This is a genomic window from Chamaesiphon sp., assembly GCF_041738855.1.
Classification (GTDB): Bacteria; Cyanobacteriota; Cyanobacteriia; order Cyanobacteriales; family Chamaesiphonaceae; genus Chamaesiphon.
In genome coordinates this window covers 15,985-39,059 of the sequence record NZ_JBGSPA010000067.1, presented here as the reverse complement: position 1 = coordinate 39,059, position 23,075 = coordinate 15,985, and the positions used below count along the sequence as shown (strand labels likewise).

General features: G+C 47.9%; 20 protein-coding genes. 12 read left to right on the top strand and 8 right to left on the bottom strand.

The features are described 5' to 3' along the window. Nucleotides 1-402: 402 nt before the first annotated feature. On the bottom strand, nt 403-1,572 hold the full coding sequence (gene dprA, locus ACEW9I_RS07040; protein WP_373539642.1) for a DNA-processing protein DprA: 1,170 nt from the start codon (nt 1,570-1,572) through the stop codon (nt 403-405). 201 nt (nt 1,573-1,773) lie between these two features. Here dprA and ACEW9I_RS07035 point away from each other — a divergent pair, with 201 nt between their 5' ends. Together ACEW9I_RS07035 and ACEW9I_RS07030 are read left to right on the top strand one after the other, a co-directional pair. After that, nucleotides 1,774-4,221 carry a DUF1574 family protein gene (locus ACEW9I_RS07035; protein ID WP_373539641.1) on the top strand — a complete coding sequence of 816 codons (2,448 nt, stop codon included), beginning with the start codon at nt 1,774-1,776 and terminating at the stop codon, nt 4,219-4,221. A 19-nt stretch (nt 4,222-4,240) separates the two neighbouring features. After that, the gene (locus tag ACEW9I_RS07030) at nt 4,241-5,767 is read left to right on the top strand and encodes an MBOAT family protein (protein ID WP_373539640.1); all 1,527 of its coding nucleotides are present in this window, start codon (nt 4,241-4,243) and stop codon (nt 5,765-5,767) included. 8 nt (nt 5,768-5,775) lie between these two features. On the opposite strand, the gene ACEW9I_RS07025 is transcribed toward ACEW9I_RS07030, so the two are convergent. From ACEW9I_RS07025 to ACEW9I_RS07010, 4 genes are all read right to left on the bottom strand, one after another. Next, entirely contained in the window at nt 5,776-6,936 is a 1,161-nt protein-coding gene (locus tag ACEW9I_RS07025) for an LptF/LptG family permease (RefSeq protein ID WP_373539639.1), read from the bottom strand. 89 nt (nt 6,937-7,025) lie between these two features. Beyond that, nucleotides 7,026-7,754, bottom strand: coding sequence for an LPS export ABC transporter ATP-binding protein (lptB, locus tag ACEW9I_RS07020; protein WP_373539638.1), 729 nt, complete (start codon nt 7,752-7,754; stop codon nt 7,026-7,028). Between the two features lie 34 nt (nt 7,755-7,788). Then, complete coding sequence (locus ACEW9I_RS07015) at nt 7,789-8,568, bottom strand: LptA/OstA family protein (RefSeq protein ID WP_373539637.1); 780 nt, start codon at nt 8,566-8,568, stop codon at nt 7,789-7,791. A gap of 42 nt (nt 8,569-8,610) precedes the next feature. Then, nucleotides 8,611-8,760 carry a hypothetical protein gene (locus ACEW9I_RS07010; protein ID WP_373539636.1) on the bottom strand — a complete coding sequence of 50 codons (150 nt, stop codon included), beginning with the start codon at nt 8,758-8,760 and terminating at the stop codon, nt 8,611-8,613. Between the two features lie 211 nt (nt 8,761-8,971). On the opposite strand from ACEW9I_RS07010, the gene hemH reads away from it, so the two are divergent. The 4 genes from hemH to ACEW9I_RS06990 all read left to right on the top strand — a co-directional run bounded on the left by hemH (nt 8,972) and on the right by ACEW9I_RS06990 (nt 13,634). Continuing rightward, nucleotides 8,972-10,135: a ferrochelatase gene (gene hemH / locus ACEW9I_RS07005; RefSeq protein WP_373539635.1), complete on the top strand. Its 1,164-nt coding sequence runs from the start codon at nt 8,972-8,974 to the stop codon at nt 10,133-10,135. Further along, nucleotides 10,122-10,874, top strand: a complete 753-nt coding sequence (locus ACEW9I_RS07000; RefSeq protein WP_373539634.1) for a succinate dehydrogenase cytochrome b subunit — start codon at nt 10,122-10,124, stop codon at nt 10,872-10,874. The genes hemH and ACEW9I_RS07000 overlap by 14 nt, the downstream gene beginning before the upstream one ends. Beyond that, the gene (locus ACEW9I_RS06995) at nt 10,861-12,771 is read left to right on the top strand and encodes a fumarate reductase/succinate dehydrogenase flavoprotein subunit (RefSeq protein WP_373539633.1); all 1,911 of its coding nucleotides are present in this window, start codon (nt 10,861-10,863) and stop codon (nt 12,769-12,771) included. Before ACEW9I_RS07000 ends, ACEW9I_RS06995 begins: the two co-directional genes overlap by 14 nt. Before the next feature lie 119 nt (nt 12,772-12,890). After that, entirely contained in the window at nt 12,891-13,634 is a 744-nt protein-coding gene (locus ACEW9I_RS06990; protein ID WP_373539632.1) for a succinate dehydrogenase/fumarate reductase iron-sulfur subunit, read from the top strand. Between the two features lie 152 nt (nt 13,635-13,786). Here ACEW9I_RS06990 and ACEW9I_RS06985 read toward each other — a convergent pair whose 3' ends face one another. Further along, nucleotides 13,787-15,415 (bottom strand): protein kinase, encoded by a 1,629-nt coding sequence (locus tag ACEW9I_RS06985; protein WP_373539631.1) that lies wholly within the window; start codon nt 15,413-15,415, stop codon nt 13,787-13,789. 227 nt (nt 15,416-15,642) lie between these two features. Here ACEW9I_RS06985 and accD point away from each other — a divergent pair, with 227 nt between their 5' ends. The 4 genes from accD to ACEW9I_RS06965 all read left to right on the top strand — a co-directional run bounded on the left by accD (nt 15,643) and on the right by ACEW9I_RS06965 (nt 19,296). After that, nucleotides 15,643-16,518: an acetyl-CoA carboxylase, carboxyltransferase subunit beta gene (gene accD / locus ACEW9I_RS06980; RefSeq protein WP_373539630.1), complete on the top strand. Its 876-nt coding sequence runs from the start codon at nt 15,643-15,645 to the stop codon at nt 16,516-16,518. A gap of 293 nt (nt 16,519-16,811) precedes the next feature. After that, complete coding sequence (psbV, locus tag ACEW9I_RS06975; RefSeq protein WP_373539629.1) at nt 16,812-17,303, top strand: photosystem II cytochrome c-550; 492 nt, start codon at nt 16,812-16,814, stop codon at nt 17,301-17,303. A gap of 233 nt (nt 17,304-17,536) precedes the next feature. Next, nucleotides 17,537-17,869, top strand: a complete 333-nt coding sequence (gene petJ, locus ACEW9I_RS06970; RefSeq protein ID WP_373539628.1) for a cytochrome c6 PetJ — start codon at nt 17,537-17,539, stop codon at nt 17,867-17,869. Nucleotides 17,870-18,069: 200 nt separating this feature from the next. Next, nucleotides 18,070-19,296 (top strand): DNA double-strand break repair nuclease NurA, encoded by a 1,227-nt coding sequence (locus ACEW9I_RS06965; RefSeq protein WP_373539627.1) that lies wholly within the window; start codon nt 18,070-18,072, stop codon nt 19,294-19,296. 127 nt (nt 19,297-19,423) lie between these two features. On the opposite strand, the gene ACEW9I_RS06960 is transcribed toward ACEW9I_RS06965, so the two are convergent. Beyond that, nucleotides 19,424-20,926 carry a serine/threonine protein kinase gene (locus ACEW9I_RS06960; protein WP_373539671.1) on the bottom strand — a complete coding sequence of 501 codons (1,503 nt, stop codon included), beginning with the start codon at nt 20,924-20,926 and terminating at the stop codon, nt 19,424-19,426. 144 nt (nt 20,927-21,070) lie between these two features. Further along, complete coding sequence (locus ACEW9I_RS06955; protein ID WP_373539626.1) at nt 21,071-22,222, bottom strand: anhydro-N-acetylmuramic acid kinase; 1,152 nt, start codon at nt 22,220-22,222, stop codon at nt 21,071-21,073. A gap of 126 nt (nt 22,223-22,348) precedes the next feature. Between ACEW9I_RS06955 and rpsP the strand changes: the two genes are divergently transcribed. Continuing rightward, nucleotides 22,349-22,627 carry a 30S ribosomal protein S16 gene (gene rpsP / locus ACEW9I_RS06950; protein WP_373539625.1) on the top strand — a complete coding sequence of 93 codons (279 nt, stop codon included), beginning with the start codon at nt 22,349-22,351 and terminating at the stop codon, nt 22,625-22,627. After that, nucleotides 22,624-23,067, top strand: coding sequence for a KH domain-containing protein (locus ACEW9I_RS06945; RefSeq protein ID WP_373539624.1), 444 nt, complete (start codon nt 22,624-22,626; stop codon nt 23,065-23,067). The genes rpsP and ACEW9I_RS06945 overlap by 4 nt, the downstream gene beginning before the upstream one ends. Nucleotides 23,068-23,075 lie beyond the last annotated feature (8 nt).

The window sequence follows — 23,075 nt, the reverse complement described above, 5'->3', positions numbered from 1 at the left end:
AAAAGATCTAGCCACTAATAATATAAGTTCTTGATAGACGATGCGATCGGCACTAAGAATCGACTCTGTGCGAAACTACACCCTTTTTTTGGGAGTATCGACCGAGCGTAGTGTCCAATTTACTCAAAATTCACAAAAATCTTATTTGAATATCTTAACAACGAGCATAGCATTAGTTCAATCTATCGATCGGTCGATCCATCACCTCAAAAAATCAGTAATAGATACTAATTCACGACACAATTGCAGTAATTTCAGTCAAATACAGCTAATGAATATTAGCGAATTTAATCGACTACAGCAGGAGGATTAGATCTGGTACAGATGTCCCCGCAATCTATCTACTATGGCGGTAATTTATACATTGCCGCTACCAGTAGATATAGTTAGCGGTTATTTAAGTTACCGCTGATATCTCATCCCTGGTAACTGCGTAACCAAACCAAGCAACTCTAATTGTAAAAGGATGCCAGAAACAGCAGCGATCGAGAGTTGGGAACGAGTGACAATCTCGTCTAAATTAGTCGGTCGATCGGTAATAATCAACCATATTTGCTGAAGATCTGGACTGAGATCTGGTGGTAGTTCTGACGCTATGGCGATCGCGCTGGTTCCCTCCAGCCCTGAAGTGGGCAAAATTGGCGATCCGGTAGGGAATAGTTGCAGTTGAGCAGGGGCGTCAAATTGTGGGATGAGGGAGAGTAATTCGAGGAGCTGTTCTAGCCCGAGGATGGGCTGTGCGCCCCGACTGAGGAGTCCCAGACACCCTAGCGAGTTGGGGTTGTCGATCGAGCCAGGAAGGACGTATACATCGCGTCCGAAGTCATTGGCTTGATGGGCGGTAATGAGTGCGCCCGATCTAGTCGGAGCTTCGATGACGATCGTCACGCGACTCAATCCTGCAATAATCCGATTGCGGGCGGGAAAATGACCGCGATCGGGTGGCGTTCCAGCCGGATATTCACTGACAATTAAGCCATGCTGAGCAATATTGGCGGCGAGAGTTTGATTGCGGGGTGGGTAGACGATATCGATCCCCGTCCCGACGACGGCGATCGTCCGCCCACCTGCTTCGAGACAGGCGGTATGTGCTTCCGTATCGATGCCCTGTGCCAACCCTGAGACGATCGGATAGCCTTTACTCGCGAGTAGAGTGGCGATCTTCCGCGCCCAGCGTCTACCATAATCTGACGGATCGCGCGTACCGACGATCGCGATCGATGGCAAATAGTCCCGATTGGCGGTAGCGATTTGCCCTTTGTAATACAAGACTCCAGGTGCGGAAGGAATTTCGAGCAATAACTGGGGATAATCTGGATCGACGCGCGTCCACCAGTGGGGATTGGCGATTGAATGTGTGCCAAATAATGTTTGGGGGTCGATTTTGGCACGAGCGGTGAGGATCTGCTCGACAGACTGAATCCCGATCCCGTCGATCGCTAGTAGTTGCTGACGATCGGCATTCCACGCAGCTGCGAGATTACCAAAATGCCGATCGAGCCGCTCGATTAAGATCGCTCCTACCCCCGCAACTTGCGACCAAGCCAACCAATAAATCCGTTCTTGTGACATCCGTTCCAGCCCACTTGCGTTCAGTCTAATATGCCCACAGTAGCCAGTGACGATCGACGCCAACCGCGAGTTGAGTGAGAAATTAAAATTCGGTATTTGGAGATCTACACAAATCGACCGCCAGATCGATATGATAAGGGACGATTGGGTTGATACTCAGAGCATCAACCCGCGATCGGTACATGTTGTTTGGGTAAAATCTTGACCGAATCTACTTACTTTGAATCAGAGCGTTACGTGCCATTACCACTGATTAGGAGCGCACCTACTCTTGTCGCCAGCACCACTAGTCCTAGTCAGAGTGAGCGACTCGCCTTAGCCAGATCGCCGCAACACCGAATTTTTCAAGCCCTTGCACAGGTGCTCAGTCCACTGGGGATTCGGTTTGAGTTGGAGATCGAACAGCTCCCCCAACCGTCAGCATTTACTAGTAGTAGCGACCAAGCTAGATTTCAGTCTCCAGACTCATACTTGCAGCCACAATATCAATTATCGGTATGCTGCTACGCTCAAAAGAGCTTAGAGTGTCAAATCCTCGCTGCACCGCTTGCCAAAGTGCTCCGTAGCATCGCGCTGGACAATTTTCAAGCAGCGATCGTGCAATACTATCGATTTGCGGGAGCTAGTCTCCCGACTACTCAAGTTGCCGACTGGCGGTTGAGAGTGGATCTGACTCCGCCGCCGATTAAACTCAAGAATTGGGCGCGGTGGGGTGATGTCCAAGCGATTACGCAGTTACTCAATTTGGCACTCGCCGAGGCGGACATTCAAGTCAGTGCGGTGTTAAAGAATCTCACCTTACAGATTTTTTGCACACTCAAGCATCCGCACTCGGCAAAATTTCCAGCCAAAAAGATCGTGCTTGATACGATCGCGCCATTGCTGCTCGAACTGACACCGCAAGGTATCCACGGTGCGACTATTCATGGCGTCCAATCTCAACCAGAGCAGAGCGGACAGATCGAGGAGCCACCCGTCTGGATTCATTGGCTCGATCTACCTGCTTTAAGCGACCCCAAGTTTTCACCAACATCAATAATTTTAGCAGGGCGCGGCGATGAAGCTGCCCTGACTTTCATCCTCGAACGCCTGCTCAACCCCGAGCTAGACCAGTGTTTGGCAATTGGTGGGATCGATATATCGCTACTTTACCGTCATCGCATCCTGCATGTGATGAGTGAAGCTCCGATTTGCCCGATCCAAAGTCAAGTAGCGACCACTGTTGTCAGGGTGCTGATGCAATTGCATCTGGTGGGGCTGCGTGGTATCCGCGTGCATGGGCGGATCTCCGGGCAATCGATCTCCCGCTGGACTTATGGGGTCGATTTTGACAACCAGCTCCTATTGCCATCGGTGACTTGGGCACCTCAAGTTGAGAGCGCGCCAGCGATCGAGATCGGTTTGAAGCAAAGAATGAGTGAATATCTGATGACTACTAAGATCTGGAAGCCGCAACCGTCGGGCGATAAAAATAACATGCTAGCTTATCAATCTCGATTCCGGTGGCAACCATCGATGCTGTTATTGGTAGTGGGATTAGGATTGGCTACACTGGGCGATTTAGGTATGAGGTTTAGTTTAGCTGCCAGAAATATTACCGCCAGTTCGATGCCAAATACCAGCCAATTATCATTTAATAATCCCCTACTCGAACAAAAGCTCGCTCAATATCAATTGCGTTGTTTGCAACATGGCGTCCCTGATGTGTTGATTGTCGGTAGCTCTAGAGCGTTGCGCGGGATCGATCCTGAAGTATTCCGGCAGGGTTTAATCGCTCGTGGCTATCCCAACCCCCAAATCTATAACTTTGGAATTAATGGCGCAACGGCACAAGTAGTGGACTTAATCCTTAGACAATTATTAACACCGCAGCAGTTACCAAAATTAGTAATTTGGGCAGATGGAGCTAGAGCATTTAATCACAGTAGGAGCGATCGCACTTACGACACAATTATCTCATCCGATCGCTATCGCCAGTTGGATTTGATGTCTGGGAAAAGGAACAGCAGCTCATCACTAATGCAAGTCCAGTCTACAGTTCAAAATACTTATCAGGCGATCGATGATGAGATCGATCGCCGACTGACCCAGGTATCATTGGCTTACCAACATCGCGATCGACTCAAAACTTGGTTACAGCGTCAAGTTCTGGCGATCGTTCAAATTGATGAACCTCGTAATGGGGTTGCCAGCGATGCGAGTGGTACGAACGAGCGAGATATCGACTTTAATGGATTCTTGGCACTCGACTTCCAATTCGATCCCGATACATATTTTCAGAAATATACTCAGGTCACCGGGGATAGTGATGGTGACTATGCAAGTTTTCAACTAGGTGGCAATCAGGATCTCGCTCTGCACCAGACGATCGAGTTATTGGCAACTCATAAAATCCCGTTAGTATTTGTAAATATGCCCTTGTCAGATATCTACTTAGATAAATTTCGCGCTCGACATGAAGTAGCATTCAAACTCTATATGCAGAAATTGATGAACTCACATCGACTGACTTTTATCGACTTAGATAGGTTACTAGCTAAACAATACGATCGGTTTTCAGATCCCAGTCACCTCAATCAACTGGGTGCAAGTGATGTCAGTAAACATTTAGCCAAGTTTCAAGAAATCTCCTGGCAAGTTAAAAATTAGCTAAATATTGTCGTTCTAAATGCACTTCATCTCATCTAGTTATGCGATCTTCCTCGGTCTAACTTTAGGCTGTTATTGGGGGATAGCTCGAACTCAAAATCAGAAATTATGGACGATCGTAGTTTCGAGCACTCTATTTTATATCTCTTTTCGGCAACTTCAATACTTTCCAATTATTCTCGTAATGATTCTGGTGAATTATTGGATTGGCAAGCTCTTATTAGAAAGCCAAATCATTGAATATAAAGAAGTTCAAGATCGGCTAGGTGAAGATTATTTTCATCGCTGGTTACCTCGCGGTAAACAGCAGCGCAGACGAGTTGCAATTGGCGGTATAGTTTTTAATATCTTACTATTAGTTCTCGCCAAATATATTCCTTTTTTATTGAGTATCTTAGCTCCAGCCAATCCACTAGCAATTCAGTCTTTAGCAACAGCGATTAAAATAAATTTCTTACCACCTTTAGGAATTTCTTTTCTCAGCTTTGAATCTATCGCTTATCTAATTGATGTCTACAAAGGTAGCCCTGCAACAGGTAACTTACTCAAATATGCTGCTTACAAATCATTTTTCCCCAAACTAGTATCAGGGCCAATTACTCACTATCATCAATTTGCACCTCAGTTAAACAATCTTCAGTTTCCATCGCTCGATCGACTGACCGAAGCTGGCTGGCTGATTGCCAGCGGTGCAATCAAAAAGACATTGATTGCTGATAATTTAGCAATGTTTGTCAGGCTCATATTCGATCCAAATAATCTCGATCGAGCTGGTAGTATCGATTTGTGGTTGGCGATTTTTGCGTATGGCTTGCAACTGTATCTAGATTTCAGTGGTTATGTCGATATCGTCCTCGGTACCGCAATTTTGTTTGGAATTAATCTACCCACCAATTTTAACTTTCCTTATCTGAGTACGAGTATCGCCAACTTTTGGCGACGCTGGCATATCAGTCTGGGAAACTGGTTGCGTGACTATATTTATATTCCGCTGGGTGGTTCGCGATTGGGACTCATCCGTACTTGTCTAAATCTATCGATCCTGATGCTAATTTCAGGAATTTGGCATGGTGCTGACTGGGGATATCTGATGTGGGGGGGTATTCATGGACTCGCGCTCATCGTCCATCGGTTGACATCTACACTCACAGCAAAAAATGAATCGATTGCCCAATTTTGGCAAAGTAAATTCGGACATATTTGCGGTTGGCTCTTGACTCAACCGTTTATTTTTGTGGCTTGGATTTGGTTTCGACTCCCCAATCTTCAGCAGTCAAATTTAGTATTTCGGCATCTATGGGGTTATCCTCGCGATGCTCAGTTTGTCACCAAAGTTTATGTAGAAAGTATCAAGCTAACTGATGGTCAAATTCTGTCAATCTTAGTAGGATTAACGATCGCGATGATGGTTGCTTATACATTCGATCGCTTATTAAAACTCGATCTCAATTGGCATTTTAAGCTGACACTGATCCCGATCTGCTTATATGTTGTCTGGTTATTGTCTCCGACAGAGAGTTTAGCTTTTATTTACTTCGACTTTTAGCAATCGACCTACTTTGCAGCCTGAGCTAGCAACCAACCATCGATCGCTATCCCGATGGTATTCGGCAACCAGCCCGCTAAGAATGGCGAAATAACCTCACCCTGACCCAAACTTTCGCAGATAAAGATCGTGAAATAGTAACCAAAAATCAGCAGCACACTCACGCCAAAACTAGTTGTTTTACCCGTGCGTTGGGGACGAATACCCATCGCCGAACCCATCAACCCAAACACCACGCAGATGAATGGAAAAGCCAATTTACTTTGGATTTTAACAGTTAAAGCAATGATTTTTTTCTTGTCACCGCCGAGCTTAATTTGTTCTAAATACTCTAGCGATTCAGCTATATTCATGTTGTCAGGATTTTTATCTGATGTTGTAAAATCCAAAGGGAATTTTGGTAATGGTATCGGTAAATGTTTAAAGTTGAGAATATTGGCAACAGAGTCATTGGCTGTGAGTTGATAAATAGTTCCATCATAAAAATCTCCTACGCCTTTATTGGTATCGAGGACGGCAGACTTGGCATTGATAATTCTGCTCATCCCTTTGGCTTGTTCCGAGCGATCGATGATTGTCAATCCAGTCATCGTTTTACCATCAAATTTCTCTGCATAAAATAGCCACTCTAATACCTGCTCTTTTTTGCCATTGCGATCGACTTCTTTGAACAGAGTTTTGACAATATTATCGGTATTAAATGTTGGCTTGTCCTGCTTCAAAGCTTGCCGGAGCGTCAGCTCTGCCTGTTGATTGGAAATCGGCACGATCGATTCACTAAACAAGAACGTAATTCCCGTTATCAGTACACTCAAAACTACCGCAGGTGCAATCAAGCGATAGATACTTAGTCCACAACTCCGAAATGCAATAATTTCACTATCTGCTGAAAATTTGCCGTATGTCATCATCCCCGCCAATAGCAGTGACATTGGGAATGAATAAACAATAAACAGCGGCATTTTCAGTGCCATGACTTCGATCGCAATCGAGATCGGCAATCCCACTTCGGCGATCTTTCGTACGATGTCAAACAACCCACCTACCGCTAAAACAATCGATGAAAAGGCACCAACGCCAAATAAAAATGGCAGCAGTAGTTGGGTGAAGATGTATCGATCCATCACCGAAATGCCTGGTAGTAAAACTCGCGATATTGGATTTCCCACGATGTTAATTTAGGTGAGTAGTGAGATTTGAAAAGTGGATAGTAAGTGTCTGCTGTTTGGGTGGCAAGTGAGGAAGATTGCGGCATCTTTTAGATCTGAAAATCACTGCCCAGATAATATTGTCGGACTAGGGGATTTGCATACATTTCTTCACTACTACCGGACGCAAATACCTGACCTTCCCGCATGATGTAGGCTCGATCTGTTACTGCTAGAGTTTCGCGGACATTGTGATCTGTGATCAAGATTCCCATATTGCGCTCGCGTAATCTAGCAATTATTTTTTGAATTTCGGCAACAGCGATCGGATCGACACCTGCAAATGGTTCATCTAAGAATAAAAATTTTGGCCCATTAATTCCGGCGGCTAAAGACCGCGCGATTTCGGTGCGGCGTCGTTCTCCTCCCGATACTTGATTTCCCAAGGTATATACTACCTTCTCTAAATTAAATTCAGTAATCAAATCGGTCAATTTTTGATTCCAGAGCTGGCGCGGGACTTGTGTCTGTTCCATCACCAACAAAATATTATCTAGCACCGTCAAACTCCGAAAAATACTCGGCTCTTGAGCTAGATAACCGATCCCCAATCGCGCCCGCTGGTGAATAGATAGACTCGTAATATCTTCGTCATCCAGCCAAACTTTACCCTGATTTGGCTTTTCCAATCCAGTCGCAATATAGAATGTTGTCGTCTTACCCGCACCATTGGGGCCGAGTAAACCGACAATTTCACCTTGGGAAACAGATAGACTGACGCGATTGACAATATTTCGCTTACCGTAGGATTTATGGATATTTTCGAGAACGATCTTCACAGGCTCAAATATTGACGGTCTGGTAAACTTAGATCTATTGGCGGCTAGTTCGATCGGGAATTACATAGATAGACTGCACGGGTAATCCTGGTTTTTGTTTGGCAATAAATCGCCCTTCATCAATAAGATAAGTAATGGTGTCTCCTTGCAGGCTACTGCCATTTTGGACGACGAGAACATTGCCCGAGAGGACGATTTGTTTGCCTTTGACATCGTATTGAGCGGTATTGGCTCGCGCCTGAAGCTTCTTGTCAGGATAGCCGATCCGCACATTACCACGCGCGGTGACCGTCTCGGTTTTGGAGTTGGCTTCTTGGGTATTTGCCAAAATTGTCATTCCTCTCCCACCTTGTGCGGGGTCGATATAGTTGCTACGAACTTGCTGCTTGGGTTTGGGAGTCGCGATAAATTTGCCTTCATCGATGAGATAAGTTACGCTTTCCCCTTCTAAAGTACTCCCCTCTCTAGCAATTAAAACATTACCAGTCAAGAGGATGCGTTTCTGCTTGATAAAGAACTGGGCGAGATTGGCTTGAGCTTGAACTTTGCGACTGGGATAGTTGAGTCGGACATTGCCTCTGGCGGTGACTACTTCGGTTTTGGAGTTGGCTTCTTGAGTGTCTGCTTGGATCGACAATCCTTGGGGATTGGACTGGGCGCGGACGGGTACCGTCTGCATCGGCACCATCATCGTACCGCCACCAGCGATCGCCAGTAGTAGCAACCATTGCCAATGGGTATTCCGGTGAGCTGAGCTGGAGATCGGACGTAGCCAAGGTTTGAGTGAGTTGAAAGTGGCAGTTAAGCGGTACATGTATTTAGATCTTACCCCCTTCCCAGTGTCAAATTTAGACGTTTAGGGTAGGAGGTGGATGGTGAATGGTGAATGGTGGATGGTGGATGGTGGATGGTGGATGGTGGATGGTGATTGGTTATTTCTTGAGTGGGTAGAGAGGATCTGGATGTGGTAATCCCGATCGATCGCCGCGAGAACGGGGATTGACATCGAGCTACCGTGGCAATCTCAGCTTCTTGACGCGCTCAATTTAGGATAAGTTTCGCACCAAATCCGACCGCAAAGGCGATCGTGTCACCAGCCATCAGATCTTGACTAAAATTAAATTTATGTATCAGCACTGGTCAACCGCTACCGATCGAACCATATAATTGTTAAAATTGATGAAGAATTTGCAACATACTGGGAACATGCAACCGTTATGGGTCGATTAGGGGTTTTACTACTGAATTTGGGCGGACCAGAGCAACTATCGGATGTGCGTCCGTTCTTGTTTAACCTGTTTTCCGATCCTGAGATCATTCGGATTCCGGTTGCGGCACTCCAAAAACCGTTAGCTTGGCTGATTTCGACTTCACGGGCAAAGAAATCACAAGCCAATTACCAGAAAATCGGCGGTGGTTCGCCCTTGCGGCGCATTACCGAAGCCCAAGCCCGCGCACTAGAAATCCAATTGCAAGCCCAAGGTGAGAATGCCAAGGTCTATATCGGGATGCGCTACTGGCACCCATTTACAGAAGCAGCACTCGCTCAGATCGAACAAGATGGGATCGAGCAGTTGGTAATTCTCCCCTTGTATCCGCAATTCTCAATCAGTACCAGTGGTTCTAGTTTTCGGCTGATCGAAAAAATTTGGGGCGAAAATCCCCAACTCAAGCCACCAAAGTATACAGTGATTGCGGACTGGTATAAAGAGGCAGGTTATCTCCAAGCAATGACCCAACTGATCGCCACCGAAATTGACAAATGCCCAAATCCCGACCTGGCGCATGTCTTTTTTAGTGCTCATGGTGTGCCTGTCAGCTATGTCGAAGAAGCTGGCGATCCCTATCAAACCGAGATCGAAGAGTGTACTGAGCTGATTATGCGGACACTCGGACGCTCGAATAGTCACTCTCTGGCATATCAAAGCAAAGTCGGTCCGATCGAATGGCTCAAACCCTATACTGAAGACGCGATCGTCGAATTAGCAGCACAGGGCGTCACAGAATTAGTTGTCGTCCCGATCAGCTTTGTCTCCGAACACATCGAAACACTCGAAGAAATCGACATCGAATATCGAGAAATTGCTGAGGTAGCAGGCATCCACACCTTCAACCGCGTCCCCGCTCTGGATACCAACCCGATCTTCATCCAAACCCTAGTAGATCTCGTCCTCAGAGCCGCCGCAGCCCCTAGTCTGGATATCGATCGCGTCACCCAGATGAAGAAGAAAATCAAGATGTATCCGCAAGAGAAGTGGGAAATGGGTCTGACCACTGCGGCGGAAGTCTGGAATGGTCGGCTGGCGATGCTAGGTTTTATTGGTATTGTCGTGGAACTAATCAGCGGTCGCGGCCCATTGCATCTATTTGGCATTCTATAGGCGTAGTTCGGGCGCAGGATATTGGCTAGATGTCAACCAGTTACGATTTATTCAACCACTGCAATCATCACCGATCGACATGAAATGGTCTACTGCCGATAACTATTCGATCGACCGCAAGGTCATCATGGCTGGTACTGGTTTATTTTTGATGCTCTTTCTGATCGTGCATCTGGGTTTGAATCTGACTATTTTTAGTGGTGATGGTGGCAAATTGTTCGATCGGACGGCGGAGATGCTGCATCAGAACTGGGGACTACGTAGCTTGGAGCTGCTGGTCTGGGGGGGCTTTGTGCTACACATCTGGCAGGGGATATCAATTGCGCGTGCCAATGGGGCAAAACGGAGCACTAGCTATGCTGTGAGTCCCAGCTTTTCGCTCGATCCCGCCCGCATGATGCCGATGTTAGGGGCGATCGTGTTAGCCTTTCTACTCCTCCATCTCTACCAATTTTGGTTGCCACAGGCGATCGGTAGTACGTCTCCCACTAGTGAATTGTCTCAACTGGTGCGATCGACTCTGAGCCAGTGGTGGGTAGTAGTTATTTATGTATCGGGCTGTCTGGCTGTCGCTGCCCATTTGTGGCATGGTTGGCGGAGTGCCGCCATCACGCTCGGTGTAACAGGTCTGTATTTTCAACCGCTCTCTGTGGTTGGTATTAGCTTGGCGATCGGTTTACCATTAGGATTAGCTGCGATTCCGATTGCCCTCTTCACTAGCACCCATGCTCGATTCTAAAATTCCCGCCGGACCACTTGCCCAACAGTGGCAAACTTACCAAGAAACCACGCGGTTGATAAGTCCGAGCAACAAACGCCAGCTCGAAATCATCGTCATCGGGACGGGATTGGCTGGGGCATCTGCTGCCGCCACCCTTGCCGAACAGGGTTATCGCGTCAAAGCCTTCTGCTTCCAAGATTCGCCGCGCCGCGCCCATAGCATCGCCGCGCAGGGGGGCATTAATGCGGCTAAAAACTATCAAAATGATGGTGATTCCGTTCAGCGGTTGTTTGCTGACACGATTAAGGGCGGTGATTATCGATCGCGAGAAGCCAATGTGTATCGGTTGGCAAGTATTAGTACCAAAATTATCGATCGCTGTGTGGCTCAAGGTGTCCCATTTGCCCGCGAATATGGTGGTACCCTGAGCAATCGCTCCTTTGGGGGTACACAGGTACAGCGGACTTTTTATGCGGCAGGGCAGACGGGGCAACAACTCTTGCTCGGAGCTTACCAAGCACTAGAGCGGCAAATCGCACTCGGTAATATCACCATGTATACCCGCCACGAGCTGCTGGAAATCGTCCAAATTGAGGGCAAAGCGCGGGGGATTATTGCCCGAAATCTGGTTACAGGTGCGTTGGAGCGGTATTTTGGTCATGCCGTTCTCCTCTGCTCGGGCGGCTACAGCAATGTTTTTTATCTGTCTACCAATGCGATGGGGAGCAACGTCAGTGCTACCTGGAAAGCTCACAAGCAAGGTGCCTTATTTGCCAATCCTTGCTTTACGCAGATTCACCCGACTTGTATCCCCGTCGCTGGCGCACATCAGTCCAAACTCACGCTGATGTCTGAGAGCTTACGCAACGACGGTCGGATCTGGGTGCCCAAAACTCCTGCCGATCCGCGACCTGCGGCAGAAATTCCCGATCGCGATCGGGATTACTTTTTGGAGCGGCGATACCCAGCCTATGGCAACCTCGTTCCCCGCGATATTGCCTCCCGCGCGGTCAAAGAGGTGTGTGATGCTGGTTATGGGGTGGGGCAGTCCCAGCGGGCGGTGTACCTCGATTTTGCGGCGACACTCGATCGCGATGGTCGCGAAGTCCTCGCTAGTAAGTATGGCAATCTGTTTGCGATGTATACCCAGATTACAGGTGAAGATCCCTACACGGTACCAATGCGGATTTATCCCGCCGTCCACTATACGATGGGCGGGTTGTGGGTGGATTATGAGTTGATGACAACGATCCCTGGCTTGTATTGTCTGGGCGAAGCCAACTTTAGCGAACACGGTGCCAATCGGCTCGGCGCATCAGCGTTGATGCAAGGTTTGGCAGATGGCTACTTCGTCATCCCCGCGACGATTGGTAACTATCTAGCCGCCGATCTCGGTATGCCGCCAGCATCACTAGAGCGTCCGGAATTTGTCCAAGCTGAAAATGCTGTCCGCGCTAGACTCGATCGCTTGCTTCAGATTCAAGGTAGCCAAACTGTGATTAGCTTTCATCAGCGATTGGGCAAAATCATGTGGGCGCATTGTGGAATCGTCCGCACTGCGGCAGGATTACAACTAGCAATTGAGCAACTCCACGCCTTGCAAGCAGAATTCTGGCAAGATGTCAAAATTCCTGGTCGGATCGACGCGCTCAATTCCGAACTCGATCTCGCCCAGCGGGTGGCTGATTTCCTCGAACTAGGAGAACTGATGTGTGTGGATGCTCTGCACCGTCAAGAGAGCTGTGGCTGCCACTTCCGTACGGAGTTCCAAACCGAGCTGGGTGAAGCCCAGCGGGATGACACTGCCTACGCTCACGTCGCAGCTTGGGAATATCAGCAAGACCATCAATGGCAGTTGCACTCAGAAGCGTTAAAATTTGAGCTAGCGCAGTTTAGCCAGCGTTCGTATAAATAGATCTTCTGCGAAAGTCAGAGGTTAACTGTGATGAGAGGGTAGAGGGTAGAGGGTAGGCTCAAACTGTTGCCGTGCCTATTTTAAAAACCTAATTATCAATTAATTTAGCAGGAGGTCTCATGAAACTTACTCTCAAGATTTGGCGACAGGATCATCCGCGCACAAAGGGGCGGTTGGTAACTTACCAGCTAGACGATGTATCGCCAGATATGTCGTTGTTGGAGACGATCGATTTACTCAATCAAGACCTGATTTTAGCAGGTGCCGAACCGATCGCTTTCGACCACGATTGTCGAGAGGGGATTTGTGGCTCCTGTGCGATGTATATCAATGGTCGTCCTCACGGCGCAGACCAGGCGAGTACTACCTGCCAGCTCTACATGCGATCGTACCAAGACGGCGACACGCTGACGATCGAACCGTGGCGGGCAAATGCTTTTCCAGTGATTAGAGACTTGATGGTCGATCGATCGGCGTTCGATCGGATTATCCAAGCTGGCGGCTATATTTCGGTCAATACGGGCAGTGAGGTCGATGCCAATACGATCGCGATCCCCAAAGAGCGCGCTGAGGCTGCGTTTGCCGATGCGATGTGTATCGGTTGTGGAGCTTGTGTGGCTGCTTGCAAGAATAGTTCGGCAATGTTGTTTGTCGCTGCCAAGATTTCACATTTGGCGCAGCTACCTCAAGGTCAACCAGAGCGTCAGCAACGGGTTGTCAAGATGGTGGCGCAGATGGATGCAGAAGGGTTTGGCAGTTGTAGTAATACTGGTACCTGCGCGGCTGTATGTCCCAAGGAAATTTCGGTACAGGCGATCGCTCAACTTAACCGCGAATATCTACAAGCTAAATCTTATCGGTGAGGTTAGCAGTGGTTACTGGTGCGTTAATGCTTGCGCCTAACATACCCTACATCAACTGATGTTAATTTATTAGTCCGCGAAGGCGGACTTGGCATCACGAGTAGTGTTTTTGACCACTTTGAGTGTCGGTAGCAACTTAGGTTATTTAGTACCTATTTTTTTAATTCAAATTTATCGATCGCCCCTTGAGAATAATCACTCAAATTCAAATCCTTAATTGTTTTGCCCAGACGTTGATATAGAACTTCCTTTACTTCCAAACCCTCACTTTCCTTGCGCATTCCGACGATCGTTAACCTGCGCTGCAAGGAATTTCCAGCCCCATTTCGCTGACAAGTATCACGTTTGAATTGACCCAGGTTGAGGATTGGATACTCTTTGACTTGAAATAATTGCTTGACAAGTTGGGAGTGAATTGTTTTGGCACGATTGAGCGCGCGCAGCTCTTCTTCCGCTGTACTGCCCTCACATGAAGCAGTCCCAATCGCGATAATTCGATTGGGATTATCCATGATTTTGAAGATACCTTGTTTTTCCAATTCCTGTTTCAGGATAGCAATCGGTAGGGATTGAGTTTGTCCCTTGAGTCTGACTTGATTATCCGAAGCCAATTGCCATTCATAGCGATCGCTCAGGACTGCCATATTGATCTCGGCTGACTTGCCCCGACTATCTTTAGTCGATAGATATGGATAGTACAGCACATCACCGATTTTTTGGGGCGATTGTGGTGCTACTACCTTGGCAATTGGCAGCGGACAAACTGAATTGTGTCTGCCGAATTGGCACTCAATTAGCTCTTTATTGCCATAAGCGACCAATCCCATTGAGGTGACTGCTGACAGTGCGGTTGCCACCATCGCTTTGAGTCGCCAATTGTTGACAGGTGGAGCAGCTAAGGCTGCAATAATACAAGAAATTGATTGATGGCGATCCTGCACCTCATTCATCAACATGCGATCGATCGCCGTGGCGAGTTGCTCGTCGATCTGGCGTTCTTGTGCGACTAATTCCTGTCGCCAAGTCCATTTGTTGGTCATGAAATCATACAATCGATCGGGCGTAATATCAGTCAGCAAATGGATGCAGGTCGCCCCTAGCGCATAGATATCACTCGCTGGATATGCAACCCCCGCCCGAATCTGTTCGGGGGGTGCGTAGCCCATCGTGCCGCCAGTTGTACCTCTAGACATGACCGTACTATTGAGGTGTTTGGACATCCCAAAATCGATGACGACAAGTTGTCCATTAGTCCGGCGCATGATGTTTTCCGGCTTGATATCGCGGTGAATGATGCCGCGATCGTGGACGAATTTTAAAATGGGTAATAAGTCGTCAAGAAGCTGTCGAATCTTCTCCGCTGAATAAGCACCATTTGCATCCAATTCTTTCAGCAGATTTTGCCCATCGATAAATTCTTGAATGAGATAAAATCTCCGCTCTTGCTCCAAATAAGCAAATAGTTGTGGAATTTGCGGAGAGTCAGCACCCAACCGATTTAATTGCTCACCTTCGCGCTGAAATAACTCGATCGATTTCTCAAACGCTTCGACATCATCCAATACCTGCGGAGCCGGAAAGAACTGCTTGATCACACAGCGTTTTTCTTCAGGCATATCGGTATCGATCGCCAAAAAGTTGCGACTCATCCCCCCGCTATCGAGAAAACTAATCGCTCGGTATCGATCTTTTAATAGTAATTGGCTACCACAAGCCTTGCAAATCTTCACCTCGCGATCGTTCTGGGGCTGAGGGCAGTTAGGGTTGAGACAATAGCTCATGGCTGTGATGGAGGACGATGCAATATGTGGATTTTAGCTTAATGTTACATACAAGATTGTCAGACTATTTACTAAATTATCAGCAATCCGATCGATTGGGTCAGTATGAGTGAATGGTGGATGGTGGAAAGAGAGTAGCAGATCGTAACTCTGATGGGAAATCGTTCCCAAACGCGAGATAATAATATATCTGACTGACGTATTGATTTTCTACAGATCGCGACTATATGCCTCAAATCAAGTCCCTCTTCGATTGGTTCGCCGATCGTCAAAGAACTAGTCCGAGTATCCAGCAACAACAGGAGCGGGAGATTGCTGATGGGCTATGGACGAAATGTGAAGATTGTAATGCGATCGCTTATACCAAAGATCTCGCCGCCAATCAGTTGGTATGTCTGGAGTGCGGACATCACAAGCGCGTATCTAGTCACGAGCGCATCAGTCAACTCATCGATGCCGATACCTGGGTACCCCTAGATGAAAATCTCCAACCGACAGACCCGCTCAAGTTTCGAGATCTCAAGGCTTATAGCGACAGATTACTCGATATGCAGCACAAGACAGGCTTGACTGACGCCGTACTCACTGGCGCGGGTAGTATTGAAGGCTTACCGCTGGCTCTAGGGGTGATGGATTTTCAATTTATGGCAGGGAGTATGGGTTCTGTCGTCGGTGAAAAACTGACGCGGGCGATCGAGTATGCTACCAAAAACTGTCTCCCCGTCGCGATCGTCTGTGCCTCTGGCGGTGCTAGAATGCAGGAAGGAATGCTCAGCCTGATGCAAATGGCGAAAATATCTGGCGCGCTAGAACGCCACCGAGAGGCGCGATTGCTCTATCTGCCCATCCTCACCAATCCCACTACAGGCGGCGTCATTGCCAGTTTTGCCATGCTGGGGGACATTATTCTTGCCGAACCCAAAGCCACGATCGCGTTTGCAGGCAGACGAGTGATCGAACAAACCCTGCGCGAAAAACTTCCCGATGACTTTCAAACCTCTGAATACTACTTCCAAAGGGGTTTCATCGATAAGATCGTCCCCCGTACCCAACTCAAGCATACGGTTGCTCAGTTGATTCGCTTGCATCAGGGTAGGTTTTAGGTTTTAGGTTTTAGGCTTTAGGTTTTAGGCTTTAGGCTTTCGGGTGGAAGTTTAGGTTGAGGGTTGATAGGTGGCGATGCCTGCGCCCTCTTATGTCCTAAGACCTAAGACCTAAAGCCTATCCCAAAGCCCAATTGTAAATTTTTCTTTACTTTATGAGGAAAAGTCGCCAGATCGGGGTCGAGATAATGAGATGATATGACTAATATAAGATAGCTGTGGCTTCGGTCTTGAGTTTAGCTGTGTTGTGTAATTATCATCTAATTTAAAGTTATCTTTTTTGAGGGAGAACCATGTTCAAGCGATTCCTGTTGCTGGCTGTGGCAACCATATTGTTTGTATTCCAAACCTTAGTTACCAGCGCGAGTGCGATCGAACTAGATACGGCAACGCGTACAGTCAAATTGAATGAGCAGGGTGAAACTGCCACCCTCAACCTAAAACAAGTCAACCAAGGTAGAAAACTCTTTGCGTCAACTTGTGCTCAATGCCATGCTGGGGGCGTTACCAAAACCGATTTCAACGTTAGTTTAGGGCCAGTAGATTTGGCTGGTGCAACACCTGCACGAGATAATGTAGTGGCACTAGTGGACTACATGCACCATCCCACGACTTATGATGGTGAAACACCGATCGCGGAGCTGCACCCGAGTATGGATAGTGCAGATATCTTCACCGAAATGAAGAATCTCTCCGAGGATGATATGTACAATATCGCTGGACATATCTTGATGCAGCCCAAAATCATGGGCGAACAATGGGGTGGTGGTAAAACAGTCAGATAATGACTGGCAGTGTAAGTATTTTGTGCAAGCTCAGCTAGCTTGGAGACTACCCGATCTTGACAGTCAATCTGCCCTAGTCAGCACATCTGAGTGAGGCATCCGCTAAAGTAGTGAATGATAGCTTGAGTCCAATCTAGAGGCAGAGCGGTACTTTCGCTGCTTACGATGCGCTCGTCAATCGACTAAAGGAACAACTCACATCTCATCACTTAAATTTAGACAGGAGAACCGTTTTGAAGAGACTAATTTCGATTTTTACACTGGCGATCGCATTATTTACAGTTACATTTAGTAACCCTGCGTTCGCAGCAGATGCGGCTGGTGGTGCCAAGATTTTTAGTGCCAATTGTGCGGCTTGTCATGCTGGTGGCAACAATGTCATCATGGCAAAAAAGAATCTCAAGAAAGAAGCTTTGGCTGAATATGGGATGAACACGGTTGCTGCCATCACCACCCAAGTCACCAAGGGTAAAAATGCCATGCCTGCTTTCGGTGGTAGACTGAGTGCTGCTCAGATCGAAGATGTTGCCACCTATGTCTTGGCTCAATCTGAGAAAGGTTGGTAGTTAAACAGTTGACAGTTGACAGTTGACAGTTGACAGTTGACAGTTAATAGCTGCTTCTTGGCTGGTAATTGTGGAGGGTCGATCGAGAAACTGCTCATCGTTGAGTTATTTTCGATCCCTATCTTCGATCGCCAGCCATTATGCTATCTAAATTAATTGATAATTGAAAAGCCTAAAGCCTAAAGCCTAATCCCTTCCCCATGCTAGATATCAACAAGGTTGCGAAACAATTACCTGGCATCGGGCAACATCTCGTCCGTGAAAATGCCGCAAATCAGCAGCGATTACAATTAGCAACCGCATCCCTCCAACAAGCAATCCAGAGACAGATAGAGCTAGCCGAGATCCAACAACAGTGGCACAATCGGCTATTTTTCAACACATCCATTCCCGTCGAAGCCCTCGATACTCGGATCGATATTGCCGCGCCCCCATCGCAACAAACAGTACTAGCCACAGATGGCTCTCAAATCGCTCCCAGTCACCACGAAATTGCCTATTGCTACCTGATCAATGTCGGAAGAGTGATGATTCATTACGGGCAAAATTTGCACCCGCTGCTCGACAGCATCCCAGAAGTTTTTTATCAGCAAGAAGATCTATATATCTCCCGTCAGTGGGGGATTAGCACTGAGGAATGGTTGGGCTATCGCCGCGCTGTTTCTGAGGCGACAGTCCTCGCAGAATTGGGCTGTAACTGGGTCAACCCACCATTCGACATCGGCAAGGTCGATTCAGCTTCGATCGTGCTCCAGCCCCGCGTACCCACCTTAGCGATGGTAGATGGTTCGCTCGTCTACTGGTTCCTCGAACAACTGCCGACAGATGCCCGCGAACAAATTCTCAATCCAATCTTAGCCGCATGGGAGGAGTTACGGTGTGTCGGAATTCCGATCGTCGGTTATCTCAGTGCCTCGCGGAGTATCGACAATCTCAACCTCCTTCGGTTATTAACCTGTCCCCATGATACACCTGACTGTCCGACACACTGTGCCGATGCAACTAAACTTCCCTGTCAGCAGTTTGAAGGGGTGCGAGATACCACATTATGGAATACCCAATTATCGCCAGGACAACGTAGTTGCTGGTGGCAGAGTACCGCCAAGATTTTGGACTGGTATGATGACTCTCACAAGGTGTATTTTTGCTATCTCCATGTCGGCACAGAGATCGCTCGTGTGGAAGTTCCCGCCTGGGTAGCGCAGGATGAAAAGTTATCCAGCACAGCATTGAGTCTCATCATCGCTCAAGTCAATAAAGGCTTTGGCTATCCTGTCGCCCTAGCAGAAGCGCACAATCAAGCCGTAGTCAGAGGCGCAGATCGATCGAGCTTTTTCGCCCTCCTCGAACAAGAACTAGTCAAAACAGGCATCAAAAACATCGGCACATCTTACAAGGAGACTAGAAAGCGCGGTAGTGTTGCGTAGGAAGGCTTTAGGCATTAGGCTTTAGGCATTAGGCTTTAGGTTTTAGGTTTTAGGTTTTAGGTTTTGGGTTTGAGACTCTAACAGATCGCCTCTACCCTCTACTCCCTACTCCCTACTCCCTAACCCATCACTTCTTCTTAGAAATTTGACGCTGCAAACTAGTCAACAGCTTCGGCTTGAGAGTTTCCAACTCTTCCTTGAGCGATCGTTTGCTTTCCTTGATTTGACCATGTGTGGCGGGGCTATTTTGACTCTCTGACAACCATTCCTTTAGTAATTGAATCTTCCTCGTTGGAATTTTGCCATCGATGGTGCAGATGCACCGTTCGTCACCTTCGAGCGCAAATAATACCAATCGATACGTACTTGTCTGAGTGAGGATTTGGAGAATTTTCTCACCGAGCGGTTTTTTGAGATCCAGGTAGCACGGTAACATGCGATGCTGCTGTTCGTCTTGATACAACGTCGTCAGCCATAACAGCATCGGATGTGGCGATCCGACAAAGAGAAACTGAGAATGTGGTTTATTGTCTTTGTATTTCTCAATATCCGTAGCAGAGAGCATGATCCACATGGTAACTAATTCAGAATTTTGATACTGGATCAGCTGTGGAAAGACGATTTCAGCTCTAGGCTTATCTTTGGGCCAGGTACTTTGACGGCAGATCTCATCTGCGGTCTGTAGGCTGTTGTGATGTCCGGTGGCTGCTCGCTCTCCACCATTATTGGGTGTAGTTTGAGCCGCTAATCGGGCTGAGTCTTGCTCGATTTGTACGAGAGTTTTGAGAATCTCATTGACACTGCCCGGACGTTGTGGGGCTGTTTTGGCCATACACTGATTGACAACATCCATCAATGCTTGCGGTAAGTCTAGTCTTGCCTTAACTTCATTAAATAACTTGGGCGTTTGGTAATGGTGAGATTGAAACCACCCTTCAAAGGAACTAGCTTTGGGCTTGAGGGGCAGTTCGCCTGTGAGCATTTGAAACATCATAATGCCTAGGCTATAGATATCGGCACGATTGTCGAGTGTTTTGCCATCCATCTGTTCGGGCGAACAGTAAGCAGGTGTCCCCATGAATCCAGTTGGGGATTCATCTGATTTGAGTAAGGCGATCCCAAAATCGAGAACTTTGACTAGTTCGCCCAGTGTCGCATCTTTGGTAATGATAATATTGCTGGGTTTGATGTCCCGATGCACTACTTGGGTAACATTTCCATCGATCTCAATCCCATCATGAGCGCATTGTAACCCCAGACAAATCTGCCGCATAAAGCTAAAAAACTTCGGGAGTGGCATGGGTTTGTTCTGCATCACATCTTTGAGACTAGAGCCTTTGAGGTACTCCATCACGTAGAATGGCATCTCCTCTTCATCGACACCATAGTCACGCACTTTAACGATATGAATACTTTGTTCGCCTAGTAGCGCACTGATCGTGGCTTCGCGCATAAATCTGTCGCGTACCCGTTGGGTCATTTTCGATCGCGACAAAAATTTGACAGCCACAATTACACCCCCAAGGAGTGTGTCTTTAGCTTGATATACTTGCCCCATCGAGCCTTTTCCTGCTATCTCCAACAGTTGATAGCGTTGCACCAGTAAGCGACCATAATATTCATCTCTCACGCGATTGATGCCTCCGTGCCGATCGCGAGTGGGATTGGCAGCCAATTAATAAGATTGATAAGTTGAGAATAAATATTGAACATTAAAACAAAAGCAATCGGGTTGAGCGCGATCGTCGCCGACCTTACTTCAAATATACCCAATTCATTTGCACGGATGGACATCACCTAATAGTACAGCCTGTTTTGCTCCGGTAGCCGTCGGTAAATTACCAGGGATTTGATGATATCGCCAGTAAGCTAAGACCGCAAAAGCGATCGCTTCTTTGAAATCGCCATCAATGCCAACATCATCAGTAGTCATGATTTGGGTGTCGAGCAGGTGGTGCTGGAGGCGCGATCGCAGATAGAGATTGCGACTACCCCCACCGCAGAGCAATACCCGCGCTGGCAATTGTGGTAAGCAGCGGCGGTAACTATCGGCGATACTACTGGCTGTCAAGTCTGTCAGCGTTGCCAACAGATCGGCAGACGCGAGCTGATAGTCGCTGGCGTCAGCGATGCAAGCCTGAAGATACTCCTGCCCGAATAACTCTCGCCCTGTCGATTTGGGGGGTGGGGCACTAAAGTAAGGTTGCATCAACCATTTTTGCACTAGCGGTTGACAGACTTTACCTGTGGCTGCCCACGCGCCATCCCGATCGAATGTCAATTGACCCTCGCTAAGCTGGGTGACGGCGAGATCGAGCAAACTATTACCAGGGCCAGTATCCCAGCCCCGCACCTGCTGCTCCCAGTCGGGCTGACTCGTAGGTGGCAGATAGGTGACATTGCCAATCCCACCGATATTCTGCACGCAGCGATGTTCGTGCGGATCGCTCAACAGATAAGCATCAGGCTTGGGGACGAGGGGCGCACCTTGTCCGCCTGCGGCAATATCAGCGGCACGGAAGTTGTCAATGGTGGTAATTTGAGCGATGGCAGCGATCGATTCGCCGCGCCCTAGCTGGAGACTGTAACCCATCTGGGTAGGGGTTGTCGGGCGATGAAAGACTGTTTGACCGTGAGAACCAATGAGGGTGGCAGTAGGCTCCTCACTCGCGGCAGCGGCTTGAAGCGAAATTACTGCTAGTGCAAAGCAATTGGCGATCGCATCATCCAAGGCAGCAACTTCCGGCATCGCTAATTTTGCCCCCGCACAGACAGCCAGAATTTGCGCTCGGAGATCCACGGGATAAGGATAAGTAGTTGCAGCCAGTAGCTCTACCCGCAAATCGAGTGTCGTGCCGACGATCTCTACCAAGGCAGCATCGATCCCATCCACCGATGTACCGCTCATTAAGCCGATTACTTTCATAAGTTTACATTTATTGGCAAGATGTTCGCTCTAGATTCCAGCAGATTAGCCAACTGCCATGTTAGAATAGAAAGGCTGTGGGTCAATCATGTCACTCACTCATATTATCAGTTAAATTGCTCCAAAATGATTAAAATACGGCTCAAAAGATTTGGTAAAAAGCGGGAAGTTAGTTACCGTTTAGTAGCGATGCAAAGTACCAGCAGACGCGATGGTCGCCCCCTGGAAGAATTGGGCTTCTACAACCCCAGAACCGATGAAATCCGTCTCGACAATGACGCGATCCTCAAACGACTCCAACAAGGTGCCCAACCCACCGAGACCGTCCGCCGGATTTTGGAAAAAGCGAATCTGCTAGAAAGAGCCAATCCGATCGAGCAAAAAACAGGTACCAAAGCATTGTGACAGTCTCGACCGATCGACCTAATTTACCTGACTATCCACAACTAGTCAAATTTTTATTCAAACCGTTTGTGAGTGCGCCAGAGGAGATCGGTGTCGATTGTGAATACACGATCGAACGTCATCGGGTCTGGATTCGAGTGGCTGTTGCGGAACCCGACCGAGGCAGTGCTTTCGGTCGCGGTGGTCGCAATCTCCAGGCAATTCGGACAGTGCTCCAAGCAGCAGCAGCCTCAGTTGGTCAATCTGTCCATCTTGATGTCTATGGGAGCAATTCCAATAGCTATTCAGACGCAGATCGATCGCGAGATGACGAGATCGATCCCGAGCGCGTACCCAGCAACAAACCTCGCAGTGCGCCACCAACTCGTCGCGCCCCCGATGGCGAAGATCGACGGAATGGTGAAGATCGCCCCAATGTAGCACCACCACGCCGCCGATGAGGTTAGCT

Coding starts and splice junctions, on each gene's coding strand:
- dprA (WP_373539642.1), bottom strand. CDS start 1,572: ATGTCACAAGAACGGATTTATTGGTTGGCTTGGTCGCAAGTTGCGGGG.
- ACEW9I_RS06955 (WP_373539626.1), bottom strand. CDS start 22,222: ATGAAAGTAATCGGCTTAATGAGCGGTACATCGGTGGATGGGATCGAT.
- accD (WP_373539630.1), top strand. CDS start 15,643: ATGCCTCAAATCAAGTCCCTCTTCGATTGGTTCGCCGATCGTCAAAGA.
- ACEW9I_RS06995 (WP_373539633.1), top strand. CDS start 10,861: ATGCTCGATTCTAAAATTCCCGCCGGACCACTTGCCCAACAGTGGCAA.
- ACEW9I_RS06990 (WP_373539632.1), top strand. CDS start 12,891: ATGAAACTTACTCTCAAGATTTGGCGACAGGATCATCCGCGCACAAAG.
- ACEW9I_RS07010 (WP_373539636.1), bottom strand. CDS start 8,760: ATGTCAATCCCCGTTCTCGCGGCGATCGATCGGGATTACCACATCCAG.
- ACEW9I_RS06985 (WP_373539631.1), bottom strand. CDS start 15,415: ATGAGCTATTGTCTCAACCCTAACTGCCCTCAGCCCCAGAACGATCGC.
- psbV (WP_373539629.1), top strand. CDS start 16,812: ATGTTCAAGCGATTCCTGTTGCTGGCTGTGGCAACCATATTGTTTGTA.
- ACEW9I_RS07030 (WP_373539640.1), top strand. CDS start 4,241: ATGCACTTCATCTCATCTAGTTATGCGATCTTCCTCGGTCTAACTTTA.
- hemH (WP_373539635.1), top strand. CDS start 8,972: ATGGGTCGATTAGGGGTTTTACTACTGAATTTGGGCGGACCAGAGCAA.
- ACEW9I_RS07015 (WP_373539637.1), bottom strand. CDS start 8,568: ATGTACCGCTTAACTGCCACTTTCAACTCACTCAAACCTTGGCTACGT.
- rpsP (WP_373539625.1), top strand. CDS start 22,349: ATGATTAAAATACGGCTCAAAAGATTTGGTAAAAAGCGGGAAGTTAGT.
- ACEW9I_RS06965 (WP_373539627.1), top strand. CDS start 18,070: ATGCTAGATATCAACAAGGTTGCGAAACAATTACCTGGCATCGGGCAA.